Source organism: Butyrivibrio sp. INlla14 (genome assembly GCF_900102515.1).
Classification (GTDB): Bacteria; Bacillota; Clostridia; order Lachnospirales; family Lachnospiraceae; genus Butyrivibrio.
This window is the reverse complement of the sequence record NZ_FMVS01000002.1, coordinates 191122-214990: the sequence shown is the minus strand read 5'-3', so window position 1 is coordinate 214990 and position 23869 is coordinate 191122. Positions and strand designations below refer to the sequence as shown.

Genomic DNA, 23869 nt, shown 5'->3' with positions numbered 1-23869 from the left:
TCATGAAGTTTGACTATTTTTATGAGGAGCAGTCAGAGAGTTACGCATTTTATCGCATTCCCAAAGTCTTTTTCACCGATGAGAAGTTCAGGGAACTAACATCTGATGCCAAAATCTTATACGGCATCCTCTTGGACAGGGTTTCGCTATCTACAAAGAATAAGTGGCTGGATGAAAAAGGTCGTATCTATGTTTACATGACTATTTCTAGCATAGAGAAGGCTTTGGGGCGCTGTCATCAGAAGTCCTGCAAACTTTTAGCTGAACTTGAAAGATTTGGACTGATTGAGCGATATAGGCAGGGACAAGGCAAGCCTACCAGGATTTATGTAAAGAATTTTATAGTGGTATGCGATTCATACATGCAGAAATATGACAGACATACTGGTGATAGTGTGTCCGGCATACCTCTAAAAGTCTCCGGTTCATACACTAATAATACTGAGATTAATAATACTGATTACAGTAAGAACAATCCTATCCTATCAGGAATGGATGTGGATAAGGATGAGAGGGCATCATATCACGAATATCTTATGGAACAGCTTGATATGGATATTCTTTATGAACGTTATCCCTTTGATAAGGAGACTCTTGATGCCATTATGAATCTTATGCTGGATGTCATCTGTTCCAAACGCAAGATGATCCGCATTGCAGGGGATGACAAGCCAGTGAGCGTGGTAAAGTCTCAGTTTTTGAAGGTTAATTCATCACATATTGAGTATGTTATGGATTGTATGCAAAAGAACCCTGTGAAGGTGCGTAATATCAAGCAGTATCTTTTGGCTGCAATATATAATGCTCCACTTACAATGCAAAGCTATTATCAGGCCTGGGTCAATAATGACATGGCTGAAGGCCGTATTTAATGGAGGAAAACACAGATGAAAGTATTAGAAATTGATATTAAGCTTGATCCGGTTAATGACGGAGCCAGGCTATTAGAAACTGAGGCAATCCATAAGGATGAGGGTGCGCTTGTTATCGCTACAAATGGCAAGTACAAGAAGGTCACGCCTGAAGAAGCTGATGTCATTTTGGAAAAGCTTTCCGGTTATACAGAGAGCGAGTTTATGGGCAACAGTCCTTATATTGTCATCGTGAATAAGGACAAGACCTTTTCTTATCATGGTGGCAGGTACTTTATAGGTTCTGCACTTGTAATGAAAGGCACTCGGAAAGGCCTGAGTTTTCTTACAGGTGATGATTATGATGCTGCCGGGAAAGAGTTTATGAGCAGACTCGTTGATTTTGTTGCAAATGGCGAGAGATACCCTGCTTATGAGCTTCAGTAATGGCGGTTTTAGGTAACAGAGAGGAAGTGATGAATTGCAGGAAGATGTAGCAAGACAAACAGTACAACTTGCGATCAGATCCGGTAAAGTATCAGGTCAGCTTCTTTGGAAAGCGTTAAAAGCGTACGTAGCACATCACAACAAGAAAAAGGCTGCTAAGGAAGTGGCTAAGAATACTCCAATAAAAGGAAAACAGTCTGTAAAGCAACTTGTTGGTCAGGGACAGGGTGTCTCCAGTATGGATATAGGGGATTCTGGTATCCGTGATTTTAAGCGTATTGCTAATAAGTACGGCGTTGATTTTGCAATAACTAAGGATAGATCAATAGATCCGCCAAAATACACCGTATTTTTCAAGGCGAAGGATGCAGATGCAATAACAGCAGTTCTTAAGGAATATGCGGCTAAGCAGACTAAGCGTAAGGAATCAAAGGAGAAAGAACGTCCGAGTATCCTGCAGAAACTCAAGAAATTCAAGGAGATTGTTGCTAAGACTCCCAACAAGCAGAAGGAGAGGAGAAAGGAGCAGGAACGATGAAAAAGAATGTAAATAAGCTCCTTATCCTGAACATACCATATGTGATAGTGGGGCTTATTGGAACCAATATAGGCGAGGCAGTTCGGATAGCTTCTGGTACTAATGCATCCGAAAAGCTTCAGAGTATTGTATTGAATGGCACTATTATTAAAGCATTTGCTAATCCACTGCCGAGCTTAAGCGCAATGGATTTACTTGTGGGAGCTGCTATAGGAGCTGCTTTACGGCTTGCTGTGTATATCAAAGGTAAGAATGCCAAGAAATTTCGCCACAACATCGAATATGGGTCTGCCAGGTGGGGAAAAAGTGAGGACATAGAACCCTATGTAGATCCTGTTTTTGAAAACAATGTGATTCTGTCCAAGACAGAAAGGCTTACCATGAACAGCAGACCTGCTAATCCCAAGTATGCGCGAAACAAGAATGTCCTTGTAGTCGGTGGTTCTGGCTCAGGTAAAACAAGATTTGTAATCAAGCCAAACATATTGCAGATGCATTCAAGCTATGTGGTCACAGATCCCAAGGGCACAGTAGTAAATGAGGTTGGAACAGCACTCCTGAAAAATGGTTATAGGATGAAAATCTTTAACACCATCAATTTCAAGAAATCAATGCATTATAATCCATTTGCCTATGTGCACAATGAAAAGGACATCCTGAAGCTTGTAACTACGCTTATAGCCAACACAAAGGGCGAAGGTAAGAGTAATGATGAATTTTGGGAAAAGGCAGAAAAACTGCTATATTCAGCACTTATAGGATATATCCACTACGAAGCGCCTGAGGAAGAGCAGAACTTTTCTACACTTCTTGAAATGCTTAATGCAATGGAAGTCAGGGAGGATGATGAGGAGTTTAAGAATCCTGTAGACCTGATGTTTGAGGAATTGGCAGAAAGAGATCCGGATCACTTTGCGGTTCGCCAATATGCTAAATACAAGTTAAGTGCCGGCAAAACAGCTAAATCTATACTTGTTAGCTGCGGTGCCAGACTTGCTCCATTTGATATTAAGGAACTCAGGGAGATTACTGCTTATGATGAACTGGAGCTTGATACGCTTGGTGACAGGAAAACAGCACTGTTCCTGATTATGTCAGATACAGATGCAACCTTTAATTTCCTGATTTCTATGGTATATACACAGCTTTTCAACCTACTCTGCGAAAAAGCAGATGATGTGTATGGTGGCAGGCTTCCGGTGCATGTCAGATGTCTTATCGATGAGGCAGCCAATATTGGGCAGATACCCAACCTGGAAAAGCTGATGGCAACAATCCGAAGCCGTGAGATTTCCGCGGCTCTGGTACTACAGGCAAAGTCACAGTTAAAGGCAATCTATAAGGATAATGCTGATACCATCATAGGCAACTGTGATAGCCAGATATTTCTTGGAGGCTCAGAGCAGACTACCCTTAAAGATCTTAATACCATGCTCGGCAAAGAGACTATAGACATGTACAACACAGGTGAGAGCAGGGGAACGTCACAGAGCTACAACATGAATTACCAAAAACTTGGTCATGATCTTATGAGTATTGATGAATTGGCGGTAATGGACGGGAGCAAGTGCATTGTTCAAGTCCGTGGCGTAAGACCTTTTTTGTCAGATAAGTATGACCTTACCCAGCATCCCAAGTATTCACTGACAGCGGATGCAGACAAGAGGAACTGGTTTGATATCGAAAAGTTTCTTGATCACAACTTAATACTGAAAGCTGATGACGAATATGAAGTCATCGAAATGGATGGAGAATAAAGCCCTCTGTTATGTCAATAAAAGGCATTTCAGATAGGGCTTTTTCTTATGCCCAAGATCAGGCCACAGAGCTGTGAGGGCATTAAATATGCGCGCATATCTGCAAGTCAGTCGACGGGCTTGCGGAACGACAACTGAATACAGAAAAGCAGGCTCCAAATAAGTACACATTATAAGGAGGATAATCAAGAACGCAGTTAGAAAGAGTTGTTTTACAGCAGCCCTTTTTATATTTGGAGTCTGCAAAACAAAACGACAAAAAAACAATAAGCTGCGTTTTTGGTTTTAAGAAATATGGCATTTTTTCAGAGTTCAATTACAGCATTACAGACAGTAGTTATCGCACTTGGCGCAGGCCTTGGAATTTGGGGAGGCATTAACCTTCTTGAAGGATACGGCAACGACAACCCTGGAGCGAAGTCACAGGGAATGAAGCAGCTGATGGCTGGTGGCGGTGTTGCGCTCATCGGAACAACCCTTGTTCCCCTTCTTTCAGGACTTTTTTGATCGTCCCGCAGGAAACAACCCAATCATGGCAAGAGGGGGCGGATTATCCGCCTCCGGCCTTGCCATGAATCAATTGGAATAATAGGAGGTAACAAGTGGACAGCATAATTGAGGCGATAGAGGACTGGTTTAGAGGTCTGCTTGTTTCAGGCATTATGAGTAATGTTACAAATACCTTCTCTTCACTGAATCATCAGGTTGGTGAGATTGCTACGGAGGTCGGAAGGACACCGGCAAACTTCTCACCAACTATCTTTAATATGATCAAAGATCTATCAGAGAATGTAATCATGCCGATTGCCGGTATTTTGCTTACCTTTATTGCCTGTTATGAGCTGATTCAACTGGTTATAGGCCATAACAATTTGGCTAACTTTGAAACTTGGATCTTCTGGAAATGGATATTTAAGACCTTTTTGGCGGTTACCCTGATAACTAACACGATGAATATTACAATGGCTGTCTTTGATGTGGCACAGCATGTGGTAAATAACGCAGGCGGTATCATAGCAGGTTCTACTGCGATAGATGATAGTGCTCTTGCTGCAATGGAAAGTACCTTGGAAACGATGGAGATAGGACCACTTTTATCCATATATCTTCAGTCATTTGTCGTACAGTTCCTAATCTACATCCTGTCAGCACTTATATTCGTCATTGTTTACGCAAGAATGATTGAGATTTATCTCATGGTCAGCCTTGCACCTATTCCATTTGCAACCTTTGGAAACAGGGAGCAGTCAATGATTGGTCAGAACTATCTGAGATCACTATTTGCATTAGGATTCCAGGGGTTCCTGATCATGGTATGTGTTGGAATATATGCTGTTTTGATTCAGACAGTAGCATTCACAACAGATATCATCGGCTCTTTGTGGGGAGTGATGGGCTACACAATACTTCTTGCTTTCACGCTCTTCAAGACCGGAGCTATAGCAAAGTCGATTCTCCACGCGCATTAAAAGAAAGGACAAATCATGGCAGCATCTTATATTTCAGTGCCTCGTGATCTTACAAAGGTCAAAAGTAAGATTGTGTTCAATCTGACCAAAAGACAGCTGATCTGCTTTAGTGTGGCGGCACTCTTCGGAGTGCCAACATTCTTTCTGATAAAGCATGTAGCAGCTACGACAGCAGCGGCCATGGGAATGATGGTCGTTATGATGCCGTTCTTCTTTTTGGCTATGTATGAAAAGAACGGGCAGTACCTTGAGGTCATATTAGGACATCTTATAAAGGCAACATTCATCAGGCCTAAGCAGAGGCCATACAAAACAGACAATAACTATTCAGCACTTGAAAGATTTGAAAAAGCACAGAAGGAGGTAGATAAGATTGTTCAAGCTTCTATCGAAAGAGAAGAAAAGAGATCTGGTCATGCCAAAGCATCTGACTAAAGCTGAGAAGAAAGAAATCAGGCAGATCATGAAGAACGCACAGAAAAATGATGGCGTTCCGAGAACAGCCCAGCAGTCCATCCCTTTTGACAGGATGTTTCAGGATGGTATCTGCAGAATAGGGCAGGACTATTACACAAAAACAATTCAGTTCCAGGATATCAACTATCAGTTGGCTCAACAGGAGGATAAAACAGAGATTTTTGAGGAGTGGTGTTCATTTCTTAATTTCTTTGATAGCTCAGTTCATTTTCAGGTTTCCTTCATGAACATGGCTACAGATATAGATGATTTCAGGACAAGCATTGCAATTCCCCATAATAACGATGGATTCAACAGTGTTAGAGATGAGTACAGTTCAATGCTGTTTCATCAGATGGAAGCTGGCAATAACGGACTTACTAAGACAAAGTTCCTTACCTTTGGAATCCATGCTGATTCCATGAAGGCAGCTAAGCCAAGGATAGTTCATATTGAGACGGATATTCTGAATAACTTTAAGAGGCTTGGTGTTCAGGCAAAAATCCTGAATGGAAAAGAAAGACTTGCCCTTATGCATCAGCAGTTCCACATGGGGGATATGGAGAAATTTATCTTTGACTGGAGATACCTGAACAGAACAGGACTTACTGTTAAAGACTTCATTGCACCAAGTGGTTTTGCTTTTCCTACAGGCAGGAAATTCCAAATGGGAAGTCTGTATGGCGCTATGAGCTTCTTATCTATTGATGCATCAGATATCAATGACAGAATGCTTGCTGATTTCCTGAATATGGAATCAAGCATGATAGTTACGATGCATATCCAGTCTGTAGACCAGCATGAAGCAATCAAAACAGTGAAGCATACCATAACGGAGCTTGATAGAAGTAAGATTGAGGAACAGAAAAAGGCTGTTCGAGCCGGTTATGACATGGATATCATCCCTTCAGACCTTGCAACTTTTGGTAAGGATGCCAAAGACCTTCTGAAAGAGTTACAGAGCCAGAATGAGCGAATGTTCCTTCTGACATTCCTTGTTATGAATACCGGAAGAACAGAGCAGGAGCTTGAAAATAATATATTCCAGGCAAAGTCCATTGCTCAGAAACATAACTGTAACCTTATCCGTTTGGACTTCCAGCAGGAACAAGGACTCATGAGTTCTCTACCTCTAGCCAATAATCTCATAGAGATTCAGCGTGGCATGACCACAAGCAGTACCGCTATTTTCGTTCCATTTACAACGCAGGAACTGTTTCAGGCAGGAGATGAAAGCCTATATTATGGCTTAAATGCACTTTCCAATAACCTGATCATGGTAGACAGGAAACTACTTAAGAATCCTAACGGTCTTATCCTGGGTACTCCCGGTTCCGGTAAATCATTTGCTGCAAAGAGAGAAATTGCTAATGCATTTCTTGTGACTGACGATGACATAATCATCTCAGATCCAGAAGCCGAATATGCAGCCCTAGTACAGCGTTTCAATGGGCAGGTAATCAAGATAAGCCCTACATCTACCCAGTATATCAATCCAATGGATATCAACATGAACTATTCGGATGATGATAATCCGATAGCTCTTAAGGCAGACTTCATCCTGTCCTTGTGTGAGCTGATTGTAGGCGGTAAGGAAGGACTACAGCCTGTAGAAAAGACTGTTATAGACCGTTGTATCCATCAGATTTATAACAAGTATTTCGAAGATCCGAACCCGGAGAAGATGCCGCTGTTGGAAGACTTGTACAATGCTCTTCTTAAGCAGGATGAACCTGAAGCTAAGCATGTGGCAACTGCTCTTGAAATCTATGTCACAGGTTCACTTAATGTCTTTAACCACAGAACCAACGTGGATATCACAAACAGACTTGTTTGTTATGACATAAAGGAACTTGGTAAGCAGCTTAAGAAAATCGGAATGCTTGTAGTTCAGGATCAGGTCTGGGGCAGAGTTACAGAGAATCGTTCTCAGGGACGAAGCACCAGATACTACATGGATGAAATGCACCTTCTTCTGCGTGAGGAACAGACAGCAGCATACACTGTAGAGATTTGGAAGAGATTTCGTAAGTGGGGAGGTATTCCGACAGGTATCACGCAGAACGTAAAGGACCTGCTTGCTTCAAGGGAAGTCGAGAATATCTTTGAAAACTCTGACTTCATTTATATGCTTAATCAGGCTGTTGGTGACAGACAGATCCTTGCCAAGCAGCTCAATATAAGTCCACATCAGCTCTCTTATGTTACACATTCAGGAGCTGGTGAAGGACTTATTTTTTATGGCAATGTAATCCTTCCGTTTGTTGACAGATTCCCTACAGATATTGAGCTTTACCGTATTATGACAACCAAGCTGTCCGAGGTAACTGAGGCTAAGGAAGAGAACAAGTAAGGGAAAGGATGCGAGTAAATGAATGAAGGAGTTTACACAAGAGATACGAGCAAAACCCAAAAGAGAATAGAACCGGGGCAGACACCAAAGAAAAAGACTCATGCTGGGAAGCTTAAGAAAGAAGCTTCCCGTGCGGAGTATGCCCGAAAAAAGCTTCGTGTTGGAAAAGCTGATATCACCTTGACCAAAGAGGAAAAAGAGGAACTTAAGAAACTTCGTAAACAGGGAAGGAAAAAGATATATGCAGATGCGGCGGTTACAAGAAGTGTCCATAGTGAAGTCCGTAGCAAAAACGAAGATAACAATGCAGGCGTTGATGCGGTAAATGCCGGGGCAGAAGCTGCTGAGGATATAGGATATGGTGTTAGAAGCAGGTTGACGGATTCCAAAACGGAAAAAGAGTATCTGTCTAAGCTTCAGGAAAAAAGCACAAAAACAGAGAATGGTTACAGCAAAAAGATTCATAACAGAACCGGAAAAGAAGAGGTAAAAAGGTCTTCCAAAGAAGTTCAAAAGAACCTGATGCGAAAAGAAATACAGCGTCATGCTCATGAGGTTCAGGCGAAAGAAAGTGCCAATGCCTTTGGAAGTATTGCGAAACGCTTTACGGATAAAGCAGAGGATATCGCTGGCAGACTTGCTGAAATGATAAAAGAGTTTGCTGAGAATCATCCTTTGGGACTTCTGATTGCAGTTCTTATTCTCATAGTTATCTTGGTGTTGTCGGGGACACTTAGTTCCTGTTCCATGATGGCAGGTGGAAGTAATGACCTTGTGGTAGGAACAAGTTATACCGCTGATGAAGCGGACATTGTAGCTGCGGAAGCTGATTACCAGGAACTTGAAGCTGACCTTCAGGAACAGATAGATAATATCGAAACCGACTACCCTGATTACGATGAATACAACTATGATCTGACAGAAATAGGACATGACCCCTTTGAACTTGCAGCGCTTCTGACAGTCCTTTATGAGGATTATACGGAAGCAGAAGTTCAAACTATGCTACAGACTATTTTTGAGTATCAGTACAACCTTGAAATTGAGGAAGTAGTTGAGACCAGAGAAAGAGAAGTTGAACGTTCCGGTATCAGGTGGGTAGAGGATGACGACTACGAGGATGGCGGCTATTGGGAGCCATACACTTACACGGAAACAGAAGAGTATGAGTACTATATACTGAACGTCACTCTTACCAATGAAGGAATACAGGCTGCTATTGATGCTCTTGACCTTACTGTAGATCAGATAAAGCGCTATGAAGTAATCGTAGAGCTTAAGGGTAATAAGCCAGATGTATTCGGTGATGCACCTTATCTTAATCCTGGTACTCCGAATCCTTATGATGACTATGATGTTCCTGGAGAATATCTCACTGATGCACAGTTTGCGAGAATGCTTGCTGAGGCTGAGAGGTATCTTGGATATCCTTACGTTTGGGGCGGAAGTAATCCGTCAACAAGCTTTGACTGTTCAGGGTATGTTAGCTGGGTTATCAATAACTGTGGCAACGGATGGAACTACGGAAGACTCACAGCAAATGGTTGGAAGAATGTAACAGCCAGAGTCAGAGAGTCTGATGTAAAGCCCGGCGACCTTATCTTTTTCCAAGGGACCTACAACACTGTAGGAGCTAGTCACGTTGGAATCGTAGTGGATCCGATAAACAAAATTATGATTCATTGTGGCTCACCAATTAAGTATGCAAGCTATGATACACGCTATTGGAGAGCACATTTTTACTGCTACGGCAGAATTCGATAGGAGGTAAATATGTACGAGAGATTAGACAAGCTCCGCGCTGAAGTGGAGCGATGCAAAAAGAGAATTGAAGATGATAAAGGAAAGCTGCGAGCTGCTGAACAGCGTTTGCAGGAAGCAGAGAACTCACAGATTCTTGCAGATGTGGGAGCGTTAAATCTGTCTCCTGAGCAGTTGGCAGAATTCTTGAAACTTGCTACAAGCGGACAGCTTGGAAATCCTGGAACTTCAAATGCGTATGCGGTGGCAGAAAACGAGAATGTGCAGGATTCTAAGGCTGAAGAAGATGAAGATGATTATGATTTGGAGGGCATAGGCAATGAAGAAAACTAAACTGAATATCAAAACAAAGGTACTGGGTGCTGTGGCTATGGCTGCAGCATTTTTTATTGGGGCAATGCCTATTACGGCTTTTGCGGGAGGACATGAATGTATTTGCGAGACCAAGTGCACAGAGGATTGCATCAATCCCGACTGTGAGCTTTGCAAGATTGATTACACCTTATGCTGCGGCGAAGATCCTACAGAGGCAGAACCCGAGGAAGAGCCTGAGGAGAAGTGGGGACCACTTACTCCTGATGGAAACATGACTCTTGTGGATGATTATGGAAGTCTTGAGGCTGGTGGAAAACAGTTCATTACAGTTGTTACCAAGTCTGGCAATTATTTTTACATCATCATAGACCGTGATGATCAGGGACAGGAAACAGTACATTTCCTGAATATGGTTGATGAATCAGATTTACTGGCACTTATGGATGAGGATGAAGTTAAAGAGTATATGGCTTCAAAGGGAATAAAGGAAGAGGAAACTGCTCCTGTAGTAGAGACTCCAAAGGAAGAACCTGCTCCTGTTGAGGAACCGGTAGAGCCTGAACCTGAAAAGAAAAATCCTACAGGCGTATTTGCAATTGTGCTTCTGTTAGGAATAGGCGGTGCAGGCGGATATATGTACCTGACACGTTCTAAGAGCAAGAAGCAGGAACAGAGCTTTGAAGATCCTGATGCAGATTACAACGAGGATGACGAGGATTATCTCGATAGTCTTCCAAAGGATTTAGATGATGATTTTGATGGTTCAGAGGATACAGGAACAGATGATGACCAGACAGATTCGGATACGGAGGAAGTGTAATGAACAGGAAATCAAGATATCTGGAATATGCAAAGCGTATTCATGAGGGGCAGGCCAAAGAGCCTGCTCCTTCTATTAAGGACAAGTTGTCACAGATGAAGGAAAAGTCAAAAGAGGTCAACAAGAAAACTGAAAAAGATGGAAAGGGGGATTCATAAATGGCATACGACAAAAACAATTTTGATCCGAAGGCAGCGGCTGAAGCCAGAAAAAAGGAAATGGATGAGATCACAGTAAAGCTGGAGAATGGCGTAAAGAATATCTTTGAAGGTGATATCTATCAGGACTACCTTAAGTTCTGCGCTAAGCTCCCAAGGTATTCCGTGAATAATCAGATTCTCATCATGATGCAAAGACCTGATGCAACCATGTGTCAGTCTTTTTCTGGATGGAAGGAAATGAATCGCCATGTACTTAAGGGTGAGAAAGGAATCCGTATCCTTGCACCTGCTCCTTACAAAATGGAACGTGAGCAGGACAAGCTTGATAGCAATGGAAAAGTAATTCTTGATAAGGATGGCGAACCTATAAAGGAAAAGGTGGAAGTTACAATAAATGCCTTTAAGCCTGTCAGTACTTTTGACATAAGCCAGACCGATGGTGATCCGATTCCTACACTTGGAATAGAGGAACTAACCGGAAGTGTTGATGGTTACAAAACACTCCTTGAGGCGATACAGGAAGTAGTTCCGGTGCCAATTACCTTTGAAAACATTGAGTCTGGTGCAAAGGGTTACTTCCATCTTGAAGAGAACCGCATAGCTGTACAGGAAGGCATGAGTGAGGCTCAGACTGTGAAAACTATCATTCATGAGGCTGCACATCAGGCACTTCATTCCAAAGAAAAATATGATTCTAACAGTGAAAAGAAGACTAAGAATCAGAAAGAAACAGAAGCGGAGTCCGTGGCATTTGTAGTATGTCAGCACTATGGCATTGATACTTCAGATTACTCTTTTGGATATCTTGCAAGCTGGTCAGAGGGAAAAGAAGTACCTGAGCTTAAGGCTTCCCTTAACACGATTAGGCAGGCTGCTTCAGACTTGATTACCAAGATTGATGATAAGGTTCGCGAGAAGACTACTGTAAAAGAAATGGATGAGTTTATGGAGGCACATGGCGATGAACTCCCTTTCGATAATCCGGAGGCTGACCAGCCTATAGGCTATATCAAGGTCACACCTCCGGTTGATTTTAGTGAGTATAAACCTGAAAAGAAGATAACTATTACAGCTGAGAAAATAGATACAGCAAAAGAGAAATCTTCTGAAAAGGATAATGCTGTGGCAAAGAAAACAGCAAAAAAGACATCCATAAAGGACAAAATTACAGCCGGAAAAAAGAAAGCGGCAGAACAAAAGAAAAGCAAATCTAAGCCTGACAAAGACTTACAGGCAGCAATGTAAAGAGAGGAGAACGTAGCATGAATAAGAAAGTAGTATTTGGAGTAGTAGCAGGCTTTAGCGTTGTAACAGGAGTGGTAGCCAGCATCGTTCATAGGAGCAACAAGAGATACGCTGCAGCTAATGAACTCATTGAAGAGACCGAGCGTATCCTTGAGAGAACAATCGATGTTCTTGAAGAGGCGGAAGATATCTTTGATGGCTATGAGTTTTGTGAGGAGGATTAACCACTATGGAGAAAAAGAGAAAAACCAAGATTAGGAAATGGGATGAAGTAGGCGGAGCTGCTGAAACAGAAATCGAAGAGGCTACAGGTATTACAGAAGAAGATCCCGGTGCTGGTCCTGCTATCAGCAAAAACTTTATGCGTGGTATAGAGGATATGGTTGAACAGAATGATAATAACTTTGACGGTGTTATCAATAATCTGCCTGAGTCTAAGCCTGTATGTCAGGTTGATGCGGCTGAAGTCATAGAGGAAGAGCAAGAGAAAAAATCTATTCTGAAGAAGCTTCAGGAAACATCGGTTGTACCGGATAAGCCTAAGCCTGCAACAGTCTGTCCGCTTTGTGATGCTATGGAGAGATAGTAATGCGTGAGTACACTGATTATATCCGTATAAAGCTGAAAAAGGGTGAGCGAGAGAAAATCCTCAAGCGTATGGAAGAGGCAGGCATAAATAATATGTCTGCCTATATTCGTAAAATGGCCATTGATGGATATGTGATCAGACTGGACTTAAGCGATGTGAAGGAGGTGTCTCGCCTCCTTCGCATCAACGCCAACAATATCAACCAATGTGCAAAACGCGCCAATGAAACCGGCAGCTTCTATTACGGAGAAATCCAACGGATACAGGTTCAGCAGGAGCAACTTTGGTCACTCTTGAAAGCAATATTACAGAGGCTATCAACGATTTAGTGAAAAGAGGTGGTGACTTGTGGCAGCGACAAGGCTGATTGCCATGCATATGAATAAAGGCAAATCCATCCAGCAGTGCATCAAGGACAGAACGGATTACGCTCAGAATCCTGAGAAAACAGAACGTGGACAATTGGTCAGTAGTTATGAGTGTGATCCGAAGCTTGTTGAGGAACAATTCGCTGTTTCCAAGAGGGAATATCTTCAAAAGACCGGCAGAAAGTATAATGGCGATGTGATTGCATATCAGATCAGACAGGCATTTAAACCCGGAGAGATAACACCGGAAAAAGCAAACAAGATTGGCTATGAAACAGCAATGCGATGGACTAAGGGCAGACATGCTTTTATCGTTGCAACCCACATTGACAGAGCACATATTCATAACCATATCATCTATAACTCTACGAACCTTAATTGTGATGGTAAGTTCAGGGATTTTATATTATCCGGTGTGGCTTTACGAAAAGTCAGCGATATAGTCTGTATCGAAAATGGATTATCTGTCATTACTCCAAGAAGACCAAGTGAGCGTTCAAAGCGAACTGTATATCCCAGCCGAAAGAGCTTCCGAGAAGAAATTCGAGAGGCTATCGATATCTGTATGGAACAAAAACCAAAGGATATGGATGAGCTGATAAAGCTTCTTCTGGAAATGGGATATGAGTGTAAACGAGGCAAATATGTTTCCCTTAAGGGTAAAGGTCAGCGTAAGTTTCTGCGAATGCGTTCTCTTGGAGCTGGCTATAGAGAACAAGATCTGGAAAAAGTATTTGCAGGTGAAGCAAGCTTTATTCCTAATCCGAAACAGGATAAAAATGAAGTTATGACTCCTGTGAAGGATGAGCCGAAGATTGATATGCTGCTTGATATTCAGGCTATGATTGCAAAAGGGAAAGGCCCTGGCTTTGAACGCTGGGCTAAGGTTCATAACATCAAACAGATGGCACAGACACTTCTGTTTTTGGAAGAGCATGATATCAGGGATTATGCAGATCTCGAAGCAAGAGCTAAGTCAGCTTCTGAAAGATTTGGTGAAATTACTACCAGACAAAAGGAGTTGGAAGGCAGGCTTGAAGAAATCGCTACTCTGAAAAAACACATCATAAACTATTCCAAGACCAAGGATGTTTATGCTGAATACAGAAAGAGCGGTTATAGCAAAAGATTCTTTGAAGAACATCGTGAGGCGATTACTTTGTGTAAGGCTGCGAAGGAAACCTTTTCAAAGATTCAGGGAAATATCCCAAAGATAAAAGAACTGAATTTGGAATATGGACAGGTTCTTCAGGAGAAAAAACAGACCTATGCTGAATACCGGCAGGCTAAAAAAGATATGAAAGATTATCAGACTGCAAAATACAACGTGGATCTGTTCCTCAAATTTGAGGAGCAGAGGAACCTATCTGAAAAACAAAAAACTACAGAACATACCCGATAAAAGTTGGGGCAATTCCATTTATGAAAAAAGTGGAGTTGCCCCACTTTCTTTGTATAAATCAAATCATGAGAGCACTTAATTGGTAACAATAACGTTTGCATTTAGCAGTTACCTGTCAGGAATTATGGCTCCGAGCAAAGCGAGGTTCTGGGGGATTGGGGGTGCGCCATCCAACAAGCGAGCTGCATCCGGTGATAACCGATGCCCTGCTTGCGAAAAACGGAAAATAAGACTTTATCATTCCAATAAAAAGTATTTTATCAGCAACATAGAAGAAATTTTCATAAGAAGGGAGAAAACAAAATGAGCAGTATTTATGGTTATGTCAGAGTTAGTACCAAGGATCAGAACGAGGGTAGACAGATGATTGCCATGGAAGAAATGGGTGTTCCAAAAGAAAACATCTACATGGATAAACTTTCTGGTAAGGATTTTAACCGTCCTGAATATAAGAAGCTTATCAGAAGAATAAAGGAAAACGACACTATATTCATTAAGAGCATTGATCGTCTTGGCAGAAATTATGAGGAAATCATCGAGCAATGGAGAATCATAACAAAAGAAAAAAGAGCGGACATTGTTGTGATTGATATGCCCCTTCTTGATACTCGTAGAGGAAAAGATCTCATGGGGACATTCCTGGCAGATATAGTTCTCGCTCTATTATCTTATGTGGCAGAAAATGAAAGAAAAAATATAAAACAACGTCAGCGTGAAGGAATAGATGCAGCAAAAGCAAGAGGTGTGAAGTTTGGAAGACCGGCTGAAGAACTTCCTACAAATTTTCGAGAGGTATATCAAAGATGGGCAACACAGGATATATCGCTTACAACAGCTGCAAAGCTCTTAAACATGCCTGTTTCAACATTCAGATATAGAGCTAAGGTTTACAAAAATGCTACTTTTTGACAAATAAAAAAATTTGCAGAAAAGTGTACTTTCCTGCAAATCTGTTTCTTCTAATAATAGACAACCTACAAATTATACCATACCCCCCCGAATTTGTATACCCTCTAGAACACGCATGGTATCTGCGCTTTCAGGCATTTCAAGCGGATATTTATAAAGGAGACCTCGCTATTTTGAAGCCTCCTTATTATTGTGCCAAAAAGTACACTTTTTGACAGGGGCGGTTTTTATGGAAAACTCAATATTAACGATAGGCATCACTTCATATAACAGACTTAGGGAGTTGGAGAGATGCCTTGAAAGTATTAAAGCAGGTTATCAGACAGGAGTTGAAGTTTTAATTTGTGAGGATAAATCTCCAAAGAGGGAAGAGATAAAAAATCTTGTAAGCGACTTTTGTAGTCGTAACCCAGAGATGGATATTGTGTTTCATCCTAATGAGAAAAATATTGGTTATGACAGAAATCTTAAAAACATAATTGATCATGCTCATGGTGAGTGGGTAATGCTTATGAGTGATGATGACAAGTTTTTTCCGGAAGCTATAAAAAGCACTTTGGATGTTATTAAAGAAAACAATCCTGCTATGATTTACTCACCTTTTTATCAGACAGAGTTTTCTCAGTATAGGAGAAAGTACGACTCCAGTTTTGGAATAGAATCCGGAAGTGGATATGTTAGCAAACATGTTTATGATGGGGTTTTGTTCTCAGGACTTACTTTTAAGAAAGAGTTTGTGAAAGATTTGGACGCTGAACCATTTCTTAATAAGCACTATTTCCAGATATACATGTTCATATATACTCTCATGAATCATGGTGGTTATTACATGAATGTTCCAACGGTAGAGGCGGTAGGCGATGGAGAAAATGGTTATGGAAAATCAGAGTCATCTGAGAAGAATCCATTGCTGGCAGATAGAACTTCAATCTTTTCAAACCTCGAATTTCATAAGGGACTTATCTGGACCATTAAGAGATATGACAGTGATTATGGAACGGATGTGTTCAAAGATTTTGAAAAAGAATACAATTTGAGATCTTATGGCGGACTGAGTAATGCTAGAGCACTTGGGAAGAAAACATACAAAAAATATTGGGAGATGTTAAATTCTCTTGATCTTAATCTGGGTATGTTACCTAAGACGTATCACTTTCTTCTTGGAATATTTGGTGCGAACTTCATGAACAAGATTATGTCTATACCAAGAGTATTACTTTTAAGGAAAAGGCATGCAAACGAATAATACCAATGGTGTTGCAGCACTGATAATTACATACAATCCGGACGCAGAAAGGCTCAAGGCTAATGCTGAAGCTGTAAGAGATCAAGCATCTAAGGTGGTGATTGTTGATAATGCTTCACGTAACTCAGATATGATACGTGATATAGCAGAAGAATGTGGATGTAGAGTTATCTTCCAAAGTGAAAACGTTGGAATAGCCAAAGCGCTAAACGAGGGAATGAAGTATCTTTCTACGGAAGGTTATGATTGGGTGCTCACTCTTGATCAGGATTCTGTGATAGGAGAGAGGTTAATACCTGAGTTGATGACATGCGCCCTCTCAGACAGTAAGTGTGCAATTGCATGCCCGGAAATAAATTACGAAGGCTGGAGCCAAAAGCTCCAGAACAATAAAGAAAAGTATCAGGAAGTTAAGGCCTGCATGACCAGCGCCAGCTTAACAAGCACAAAGTGTTGGAATGAGGTTGGAGGCTATGACGAAAGCTATTTTATAGATTTTGTAGATAATGAATTCTGCATGAAACTTAAGCTTGCAGGATACAAAGTTATTAGGAACCATGATGTGGTACTGTCTCATATGCTTGGAGATTCCGGGGAAGTAAATCTGATATTTACAAAGATTCGCTATTCGCATCATGCTCCGTTAAGGTACTACTACATGACTCGAAACAACATTGTATTTGTAGATAAGTACAAAGGATACCTTAATTATCCAAAAGAAATAATAAAAATAATCTACAACATACTGATGGGGGCTTTTACTGAGCATAACAGAGAAACACTTAAGTACATCAGGCTAGGAATAAATGATGCCAGAAGCAAAAAGATGGGGAGATATGAGGACTGAGGATAAACCACTGATTACGGTGGTAACAATTACATACTGTAAATTTGAAAAGATTTATGACTGTATTTTATCAGTGCTTAACCAGGATTATCCAAACATTGAATACATAATTTCTGATGATGGATCTTCAAATTTTGAGCAGGGAAAGATAGAGAAATATATAGGCGAAAACAAAAAGAGCAATTTAAAAGATCTTTATATTCTTACTCATGAGCAGAATGTTGGCACGGTAAAAAATATCAATGGAGCATATAGAAAAGCGCATGGCGAATACATAATAAATGTTTCTGGGGATGATGCATTTGCTTCAAATGATGTTATTAGCAAAATTGTTAACAAGATAAACACATACAAGCCTGAAGTAATGGGTGTGTCAAGGGTTGCATTAGATGAAAAAGGGCGAGAAATGTACTACATGCCGCATGCATCTTATGTAAAAAAGCTGTCTTCTTTTGACAGGGAAAAGCAGTTTAAAAAGTATGTTTCAGGACAATTCTACGCTATGTTTTCGGGTAGTGCGCTTGTGTATAGTAAACAGTTCATGGAAAAGATGAACTATTTTGACGAGCAGTATAGGTTATGGGAAGATGGCCCTTTTGTTGCAAGAACACTAGAGACAACTAGGATAACACCAGCTTATGACATTGTTGGAATTCGTTATTCAACTGGCGGAGTATCTGGCAGCAATACAAATACTTTGTTACTAAGAGATGTTGAACGGTACAACAGAACAACGAGGCGTGAAAATGCTCATAAGCTTGGGGCGTTTTATAAGGCATTGACGCTATTCAATATCAAGGATTGTGGGCTTGATTATCGGGAAAGATTAACATATGCCGTGATGATAATACCGATTGTGGTTTATAAACTCATTTATAAAATGATTTATTTGATTACAGAAAAAAAGGATATTGCTAATTTGCGAAAGGGTGAAAGACACTAATGCAAGTTGTTAAATATATGTTTCAGCCCCACGGCGACGATAGGGGGCAGTTAGTAGCATTAGAAGAGTTTAAAGATATTCCATTCAGAGTAAAACGATTCTATTACATGTATGATACGATTCCGGAAGTTGTGAGAGGAAAACATGCACATAGAAACCTCGAGCAGATTCTTATCTGTATACATGGAAGTTGCAAAGTTCGTCTTGATAATGGAAAAGAGAAAAAGGAAGTTTCACTTGAGAAACCATACGAAGGATTGTACATACCAGGTTCTATGTGGCGTGAAATGTATGATTTTTCAGAAGATGCAGTGTTAGTTGTTTTGGCATCGGAACTATATGATGAAGCTGATTATATCAGGGATTATCAGGAATTTCTAAGATTTGTTGAAGAGAGTGAAAAATGAAATTGAGACCTCTTAATATCAATGATGCTGAACTGATGCTTGAATGGATGCATGACGATAGCGTAGTACATCATTTGGACAAGGATTTTTCTAAGTTAACATTAGAGGATTGCAAGAACTTTATAGAAGCAGCTGGATTGATGAATCAAAAGAGTACTGATGATCGAGAGTTTATCCATATGGCTATTGCTGATGACAATGATGAGTACTTGGGTACGGTTAGCCTGAAAGATATTGATAGAGAAGATAAGAGCGCGGAATTTGGAATATCTATCAGAGTAAAAGCTATGGGATGTGGTGTTGCTAGCGAAGCTATGTGCCAGATCATCAAGGTTGGTTTTGAAGATTATGGACTTGATAAAATCTTTTGGTATGTGAATGCAGAAAACAAAAGAGCTTTAAGATTCTATGAAAAAAATGGGTACCAAGTTGTTGAAGATACAGACTTAAGAATCAGTAATCATGTAAAGACAGCTGAAAATCGTAAATATATATGGTTCCTAGTAGAAAAAAATGATGCAAAACATTAAGTTTACATTTTTAATGGCAGCATACAATGCTGAAAAATACATAACAGAAGCAATAGAGTCAGCTATAAATCAGACCTATGGAAACTTTGAGCTGCTAATTCTTGATGATAAGTCTACTGATAACACGGTGAACGTAGTTGAATCTTTCAATGATAACAGAATCAGATTAGTTAAACTTCCTCACTATGGCTCTGGTGGAAAAGTTAGAGCAGAGGGCTACAAGTATATTACTGGTGATTATGTTCAAATCTTAGATGCTGACGATTATATAAGCCCTGATTTGCTTGAAAATTATGTTGGAGCTTTGGAGAAGGATTCTTTAGATATTATAGTTCCGCAACCATATTCTGTTACACATGGCGAAATAAAGCGCATTACTAAAACTAATGAGTACCTTGGCAAAACTATAGATGGAAAGACAGCTTTTGATTTGTCAATTTTCTGGAACCTTCATGCTTGGATGTGCGTAAGAAAGGAACTGCTTATAAGTGTAGGATACGATTATGAAGACTATAGGATTAAGACTGATGAATTAAATAATAGAAAGCTGTTTTTTTATGCAAATAAGGTTCATGTATCACAAGGCAGTTATTATTACAGAACAAATGAGAGTAGCGTCACCAGGTTAAGAGCAAACTTCATCAAAACAGTTGAGTCTCTTGTGGATGAAAAAATGCTATTGGAATTTGCAACTGAAAATGCAGCTGAGTGTACCCAAAAGAAGTGCAGAGATTTATTGATTCAAAATTTGTTTGTATACCAACGAAAATATGATTCATATAGAAGTGAATTAGGAAAAGATGATTCGCAGTTTGTACTGAGAGTATTAGAAGGTACATATTATGTGAAAGAACTTCGTAAGGGAAAATATGGGATAAATAATTTGTTTGGTATAGTTTTCTGGCTTTCAGGAAATGATTATGAAAAATATAGCAGGGTAGTTAGTAGATTAAATAAAGCATATGGATGTATCAAAAGAAATAAAAACAAGGCTTAGAAGGCTTATATATAACAGATATTACTACTGGTATGTTGTGAGAAAACAGCGAGAAAAAGAGCAAACCAGTATTCTCTTAGAGAAATATGAACAAAAGGAGAATAAAGGAGAACATGATTCTTTTGTTTTAAATATTTACGATGGAGGCATTAAATCTGGAGGTTTGGCAGACCGTCTTCGAGGCATAGTCAGTACTTATAGTGTTTGTAAAGAGAAAGGCCTTAATTACAAACTGAAGTTTACAGATCCTTTTCCACTAACAGATTTCCTTGTTCCAGCGAAGTATGACTGGACCATACCGGATGAAGAGATATCCTTTGATACTGATTATACGCATATAGTTGTTTTAGATACTACGGATGAGAGTAGTTATCAGAAAAGGAAACAAGAGAGATTTTTAAAAAATAGGTTAAGTAAGCTATCTGGGCAGATACATGTATATACAAATGCAGGCTTTGCTTATGAAAAGAGATTTAATCTTTTATACAACGAAATGTTTACACCAAGTATAAGACTAAGAAATGCAATAGATATGATGTTGAATGGTCTTGGAACGAAGTATGTTAGTGTTTCATGTCGTTTTCTAAATTTACTCGGAGATTTTAATGAGCCTTATGGCTATGAAAAAGAATTAGACGAGGAAGAAAAAGAAGCTCTCATTTCAAAAATAGAGGAAATAGTTGAAGAAATACATGAGAAGTGGCCTGGATATAAGGTGTTGTTAAACTCAGATAGCAAAACGTTTTTAAACAGATTTTTAGCACACACATATATAGAAATTAATGATGGCAACATAACTCATATAGATAATGAAAAATCTTGTTATTCATATGAAAGATATGAAAAGACTTTTTTGGATCTTTATGGAATAGCAAACGCTGAATATATATACCTCATAAAAGATAAGAGAATGTTTAAAAGCGGTTTTCCCTATATGGCTTCAAAGATTGGAATGAAAAAATTTGAGATTATTGAAATAGAATGACATAAGACATTTAGAGAGGAATAAAGATGAATTATTTAAAGAATCATATTCTAAAGATGAAATATAGAAAAGAAAGAAAAAGAATTGATAGAATCTTTATTGATAACGTTCAAAAGAAACAAGTTACAGCAAACGTCAGGAATACCAGTATTTCAGATTCTGATGGAACTAACTATTTGCTATTTGTAAACGCAGCAGTAAGTAATGAGGAGGTGTTTAGTAGTTTTAGGTCGTGTTCTATATACAGACAGATTGTAACTGGTCTTTCGGTCAACCTCGCAGAGCAATGTTGGAAGATTATAAAAAAGCAAGCTTTGTCAGATGAATGCTTGGATCTTTATTTAGAGAGTGACAAGATTGGTGAACCAGAGAGATATTATTTTGATGATCTTGACAAAAAAGTAGCACCTTCGACAATACGATATATTAAGATACTTTACGATATTCAAAAACTAATGCCGGCAGAAATAAATTCTATTGCAGAAATTGGAATCGGGTATGGTGGTCAATGCAAAATAATCATGGATAAGTGTAATATCCAACGTTATGATCTTATCGATTTGCCAGAAGTTACGGAGCTAGCTAAGAAGTATCTGACTGAGATAAGCAGTACTAATGAAAAGATTTCTTTGGTCAATTATGTAGATGGGACCAAGTTAGAAGGAATTGCTGATTCATACGATCTTGTTATTAGCAATTATGCATTTTCTGAGTTGGGCAGAGAAGTTCAGGATGCTTATTTGCAAAGCGTTATATTGAAAGCAAAACATGGCTATATGATTTGGAATAGCCTTTCTTATTTGACATTGGGGGGATATTCTGTAGATGAACTTAGAAAGATAATACCTAATTCAAAAGTGGCTAATGAGGAGCCTTTGAGCGCCAAAGATAATGTTTTGATTTTTTGGTGAGTGGAGATGATTTGTGAATGTTGATAGAAGAACTATAGCAAGGAAAAGTAGTGCAGTTGGCTTTGCATTCCAGATAGTAAATATATTGCTTTCTTTTGCCACACGAAAGATGTTTTTGGTGGTATTGGGGGCAGATTATTTAGGGTTAAATTCAACATTAGCTCAGTTGCTGGGGGCATTATCAATATCTGAATTGGGTATACAGACGGTAATCATTTATAGACTATATAAACCAGTTGCCGAGGATAGACATGACGAGGTTTGCGATATAATGACTGTTTTTAGAACATTATATCGCTGGATAGCATTAATAATTGCGTTAGGGACATTTGCTCTATTGCCATTGCTGAAATATGTGATTACAAATGTATCGATACCGATGCGTGAGATTAGTATTGCGTGGCTTATGATGGCACTAACATCAGCACTATCATACTTATTGTCATATAATAATGCTTTACTATACGCAGATCAGAAACAGTATCTGGTTACATATTGTGATTTGATAATAAATGTAGCATTTTCCTTATTGAATCTTTGGATGTTATATATGTATCGGAGCATATATTTGTATTTTTGCATTATCTTACTTCGAACACTAGCATCTAATGTAATGTTGCTCGTAATAAGAAAGGCTCATTATCGATGGTTCAAGTTTAATCGCCCACCAAGATACTTGGTTAGAGAGGTTTTAGCTGACACGAAAGATATGTTTGCTAGTAAAATTGCTGGCTATGTTTTTAACTCAACTGATAATGTCGTGATTTCGACACTAATTGGTACGGCGGTAGTTGGCGTAGTAGGAAATTATATAACAATAGTCTCATCGGCGAAGGCTATAGTTTACTCTATAATTGGACCAATTCAAAATTTGGCTGGAAATCTATTGGCGAGTGATACAGAAAACGATAGAACTGGTTTTTTTAAGAATTTCACGTATATTACCTTTTTTATTGAAAGTTGTCTTCTTATACCGGTTGCGTTATCTATTAATGACTTCGTTATTCTTTTTTATGGAAAACAATATGAACTAAGATTGACAGTAATTACCATGATAATAATAGACGCATACGTTGCATTAGGTCAGGCAACAGTAGGGTGTATGGTAGATGCTTCTGGATTATTCAAGGAGCAAAAACGATTTTATAGGATTGGAGCTATAATCAATATTTTTCTATCAATAATTGGAGCCAAAATTATCGGTGTAGAGGGGGTAATATTAGGAACAATAATAGGAAATATATATTGCTGGTATAAAAGAGCATATTATACATATAAAAAGGTTTTATATACCGGTAATGAAGGGCTCAGAAGATATTTGATATATGTGATTATCTTAACACTGTTCTTTTTTGGCGAGTTTGCTGTTCTTATGAAGGTGTTTGGTATTCTTTGGTCTGATTCTTCATTTATCATTATGATAGTTAAGGCATTTATATCATTAATATGTGTTTTGGTAGGACATATTATTGTATTTGGCAGGAAAGAAGAGTTTATTTACATGGTAAATCTTGGTAGAAGAAAAAAGTAAAATACCAAGTTTTTAATTATAAAGTGGAGGA

Annotated in this window: 27 protein-coding genes; all 27 read left to right on the top strand. The window is 39.3% G+C overall.

Annotated elements, in window-relative coordinates:
* Positions 1 to 2 precede the first annotated feature (2 nt).
* Positions 3 to 872: a DUF6017 domain-containing protein gene (locus tag BLO53_RS00955; RefSeq protein WP_092058369.1), complete on the top strand. Its 870-nt coding sequence runs from the start codon at positions 3 to 5 to the stop codon at positions 870 to 872.
* Positions 873 to 887: 15 nt separating this feature from the next.
* Entirely contained in the window at positions 888 to 1298 is a 411-nt protein-coding gene (locus BLO53_RS00950) for a hypothetical protein (RefSeq protein WP_092058367.1), read from the top strand.
* A 34-nt stretch (positions 1299 to 1332) separates the two neighbouring features.
* Positions 1333 to 1836, top strand: coding sequence for a PcfB family protein (locus BLO53_RS00945; protein WP_092058365.1), 504 nt, complete (start codon positions 1333 to 1335; stop codon positions 1834 to 1836).
* Positions 1833 to 3593: a VirD4-like conjugal transfer protein, CD1115 family gene (locus tag BLO53_RS00940; RefSeq protein WP_092058363.1), complete on the top strand. Its 1761-nt coding sequence runs from the start codon at positions 1833 to 1835 to the stop codon at positions 3591 to 3593. The genes BLO53_RS00945 and BLO53_RS00940 overlap by 4 nt, the downstream gene beginning before the upstream one ends.
* Before the next feature lie 294 nt (positions 3594 to 3887).
* Positions 3888 to 4100 (top strand): Maff2 family mobile element protein, encoded by a 213-nt coding sequence (locus BLO53_RS00935; RefSeq protein WP_092058361.1) that lies wholly within the window; start codon positions 3888 to 3890, stop codon positions 4098 to 4100.
* A gap of 95 nt (positions 4101 to 4195) precedes the next feature.
* On the top strand, positions 4196 to 5062 hold the full coding sequence (locus tag BLO53_RS00930; protein ID WP_092058360.1) for a VirB6/TrbL-like conjugal transfer protein, CD1112 family: 867 nt from the start codon (positions 4196 to 4198) through the stop codon (positions 5060 to 5062).
* Positions 5063 to 5077: 15 nt separating this feature from the next.
* Positions 5078 to 5497 carry a PrgI family protein gene (locus BLO53_RS00925; RefSeq protein ID WP_092058358.1) on the top strand — a complete coding sequence of 140 codons (420 nt, stop codon included), beginning with the start codon at positions 5078 to 5080 and terminating at the stop codon, positions 5495 to 5497.
* Positions 5478 to 7871 (top strand): VirB4-like conjugal transfer ATPase, CD1110 family, encoded by a 2394-nt coding sequence (locus BLO53_RS00920; protein ID WP_176757109.1) that lies wholly within the window; start codon positions 5478 to 5480, stop codon positions 7869 to 7871. The genes BLO53_RS00925 and BLO53_RS00920 overlap by 20 nt, the downstream gene beginning before the upstream one ends.
* A gap of 18 nt (positions 7872 to 7889) precedes the next feature.
* Entirely contained in the window at positions 7890 to 9635 is a 1746-nt protein-coding gene (locus BLO53_RS00915) for a C40 family peptidase (protein WP_092058354.1), read from the top strand.
* A gap of 9 nt (positions 9636 to 9644) precedes the next feature.
* On the top strand, positions 9645 to 9965 hold the full coding sequence (locus tag BLO53_RS00910; protein WP_092058352.1) for a DUF4315 family protein: 321 nt from the start codon (positions 9645 to 9647) through the stop codon (positions 9963 to 9965).
* Entirely contained in the window at positions 9952 to 10767 is an 816-nt protein-coding gene (locus tag BLO53_RS00905; RefSeq protein ID WP_242875262.1) for a DUF4366 domain-containing protein, read from the top strand. Before BLO53_RS00910 ends, BLO53_RS00905 begins: the two co-directional genes overlap by 14 nt.
* Entirely contained in the window at positions 10767 to 10925 is a 159-nt protein-coding gene (locus BLO53_RS19035; RefSeq protein ID WP_176757098.1) for a hypothetical protein, read from the top strand. The genes BLO53_RS00905 and BLO53_RS19035 overlap by 1 nt, the downstream gene beginning before the upstream one ends.
* Positions 10926 to 12173 carry an ArdC family protein gene (locus tag BLO53_RS00900; protein WP_092058350.1) on the top strand — a complete coding sequence of 416 codons (1248 nt, stop codon included), beginning with the start codon at positions 10926 to 10928 and terminating at the stop codon, positions 12171 to 12173. It abuts the gene before it with no gap.
* Between the two features lie 17 nt (positions 12174 to 12190).
* Positions 12191 to 12397 (top strand): hypothetical protein, encoded by a 207-nt coding sequence (locus BLO53_RS00895; protein WP_092058348.1) that lies wholly within the window; start codon positions 12191 to 12193, stop codon positions 12395 to 12397.
* Positions 12398 to 12402: 5 nt separating this feature from the next.
* Positions 12403 to 12759: a DUF4316 domain-containing protein gene (locus BLO53_RS00890; RefSeq protein WP_092058346.1), complete on the top strand. Its 357-nt coding sequence runs from the start codon at positions 12403 to 12405 to the stop codon at positions 12757 to 12759.
* Positions 12760 to 12761: 2 nt separating this feature from the next.
* Positions 12762 to 13091 (top strand): plasmid mobilization protein, encoded by a 330-nt coding sequence (locus BLO53_RS00885; RefSeq protein WP_092058344.1) that lies wholly within the window; start codon positions 12762 to 12764, stop codon positions 13089 to 13091.
* Between the two features lie 19 nt (positions 13092 to 13110).
* Positions 13111 to 14532, top strand: coding sequence for a relaxase/mobilization nuclease domain-containing protein (locus BLO53_RS00880; protein ID WP_092058342.1), 1422 nt, complete (start codon positions 13111 to 13113; stop codon positions 14530 to 14532).
* Between the two features lie 303 nt (positions 14533 to 14835).
* Positions 14836 to 15441, top strand: a complete 606-nt coding sequence (locus tag BLO53_RS00870) for a recombinase family protein (protein ID WP_092058339.1) — start codon at positions 14836 to 14838, stop codon at positions 15439 to 15441.
* 229 nt (positions 15442 to 15670) lie between these two features.
* Positions 15671 to 16687 (top strand): glycosyltransferase family 2 protein, encoded by a 1017-nt coding sequence (locus BLO53_RS00865; RefSeq protein ID WP_092058337.1) that lies wholly within the window; start codon positions 15671 to 15673, stop codon positions 16685 to 16687.
* Positions 16674 to 17534 carry a glycosyltransferase family 2 protein gene (locus tag BLO53_RS00860; protein WP_092058335.1) on the top strand — a complete coding sequence of 287 codons (861 nt, stop codon included), beginning with the start codon at positions 16674 to 16676 and terminating at the stop codon, positions 17532 to 17534. Before BLO53_RS00865 ends, BLO53_RS00860 begins: the two co-directional genes overlap by 14 nt.
* A complete protein-coding gene (locus BLO53_RS00855; protein ID WP_176757097.1) occupies positions 17497 to 18477 on the top strand; it encodes a glycosyltransferase in 981 nt (326 codons plus the stop codon). The genes BLO53_RS00860 and BLO53_RS00855 overlap by 38 nt, the downstream gene beginning before the upstream one ends.
* On the top strand, positions 18477 to 18884 hold the full coding sequence (locus BLO53_RS00850; RefSeq protein WP_092058332.1) for a sugar 3,4-ketoisomerase: 408 nt from the start codon (positions 18477 to 18479) through the stop codon (positions 18882 to 18884). Before BLO53_RS00855 ends, BLO53_RS00850 begins: the two co-directional genes overlap by 1 nt.
* Positions 18881 to 19414 carry a GNAT family N-acetyltransferase gene (locus BLO53_RS00845; RefSeq protein ID WP_092058330.1) on the top strand — a complete coding sequence of 178 codons (534 nt, stop codon included), beginning with the start codon at positions 18881 to 18883 and terminating at the stop codon, positions 19412 to 19414. The genes BLO53_RS00850 and BLO53_RS00845 overlap by 4 nt, the downstream gene beginning before the upstream one ends.
* A complete protein-coding gene (locus BLO53_RS00840; RefSeq protein ID WP_092058329.1) occupies positions 19398 to 20411 on the top strand; it encodes a glycosyltransferase family 2 protein in 1014 nt (337 codons plus the stop codon). Before BLO53_RS00845 ends, BLO53_RS00840 begins: the two co-directional genes overlap by 17 nt.
* The gene (locus BLO53_RS00835; RefSeq protein ID WP_092058327.1) at positions 20377 to 21396 is read left to right on the top strand and encodes a hypothetical protein; all 1020 of its coding nucleotides are present in this window, start codon (positions 20377 to 20379) and stop codon (positions 21394 to 21396) included. Before BLO53_RS00840 ends, BLO53_RS00835 begins: the two co-directional genes overlap by 35 nt.
* Before the next feature lie 26 nt (positions 21397 to 21422).
* A complete protein-coding gene (locus tag BLO53_RS00830; RefSeq protein ID WP_092058325.1) occupies positions 21423 to 22307 on the top strand; it encodes a putative sugar O-methyltransferase in 885 nt (294 codons plus the stop codon).
* A gap of 13 nt (positions 22308 to 22320) precedes the next feature.
* Positions 22321 to 23838: a lipopolysaccharide biosynthesis protein gene (locus BLO53_RS00825; RefSeq protein ID WP_092058324.1), complete on the top strand. Its 1518-nt coding sequence runs from the start codon at positions 22321 to 22323 to the stop codon at positions 23836 to 23838.
* The last annotated feature ends 31 nt before the right edge of the window (positions 23839 to 23869 follow it).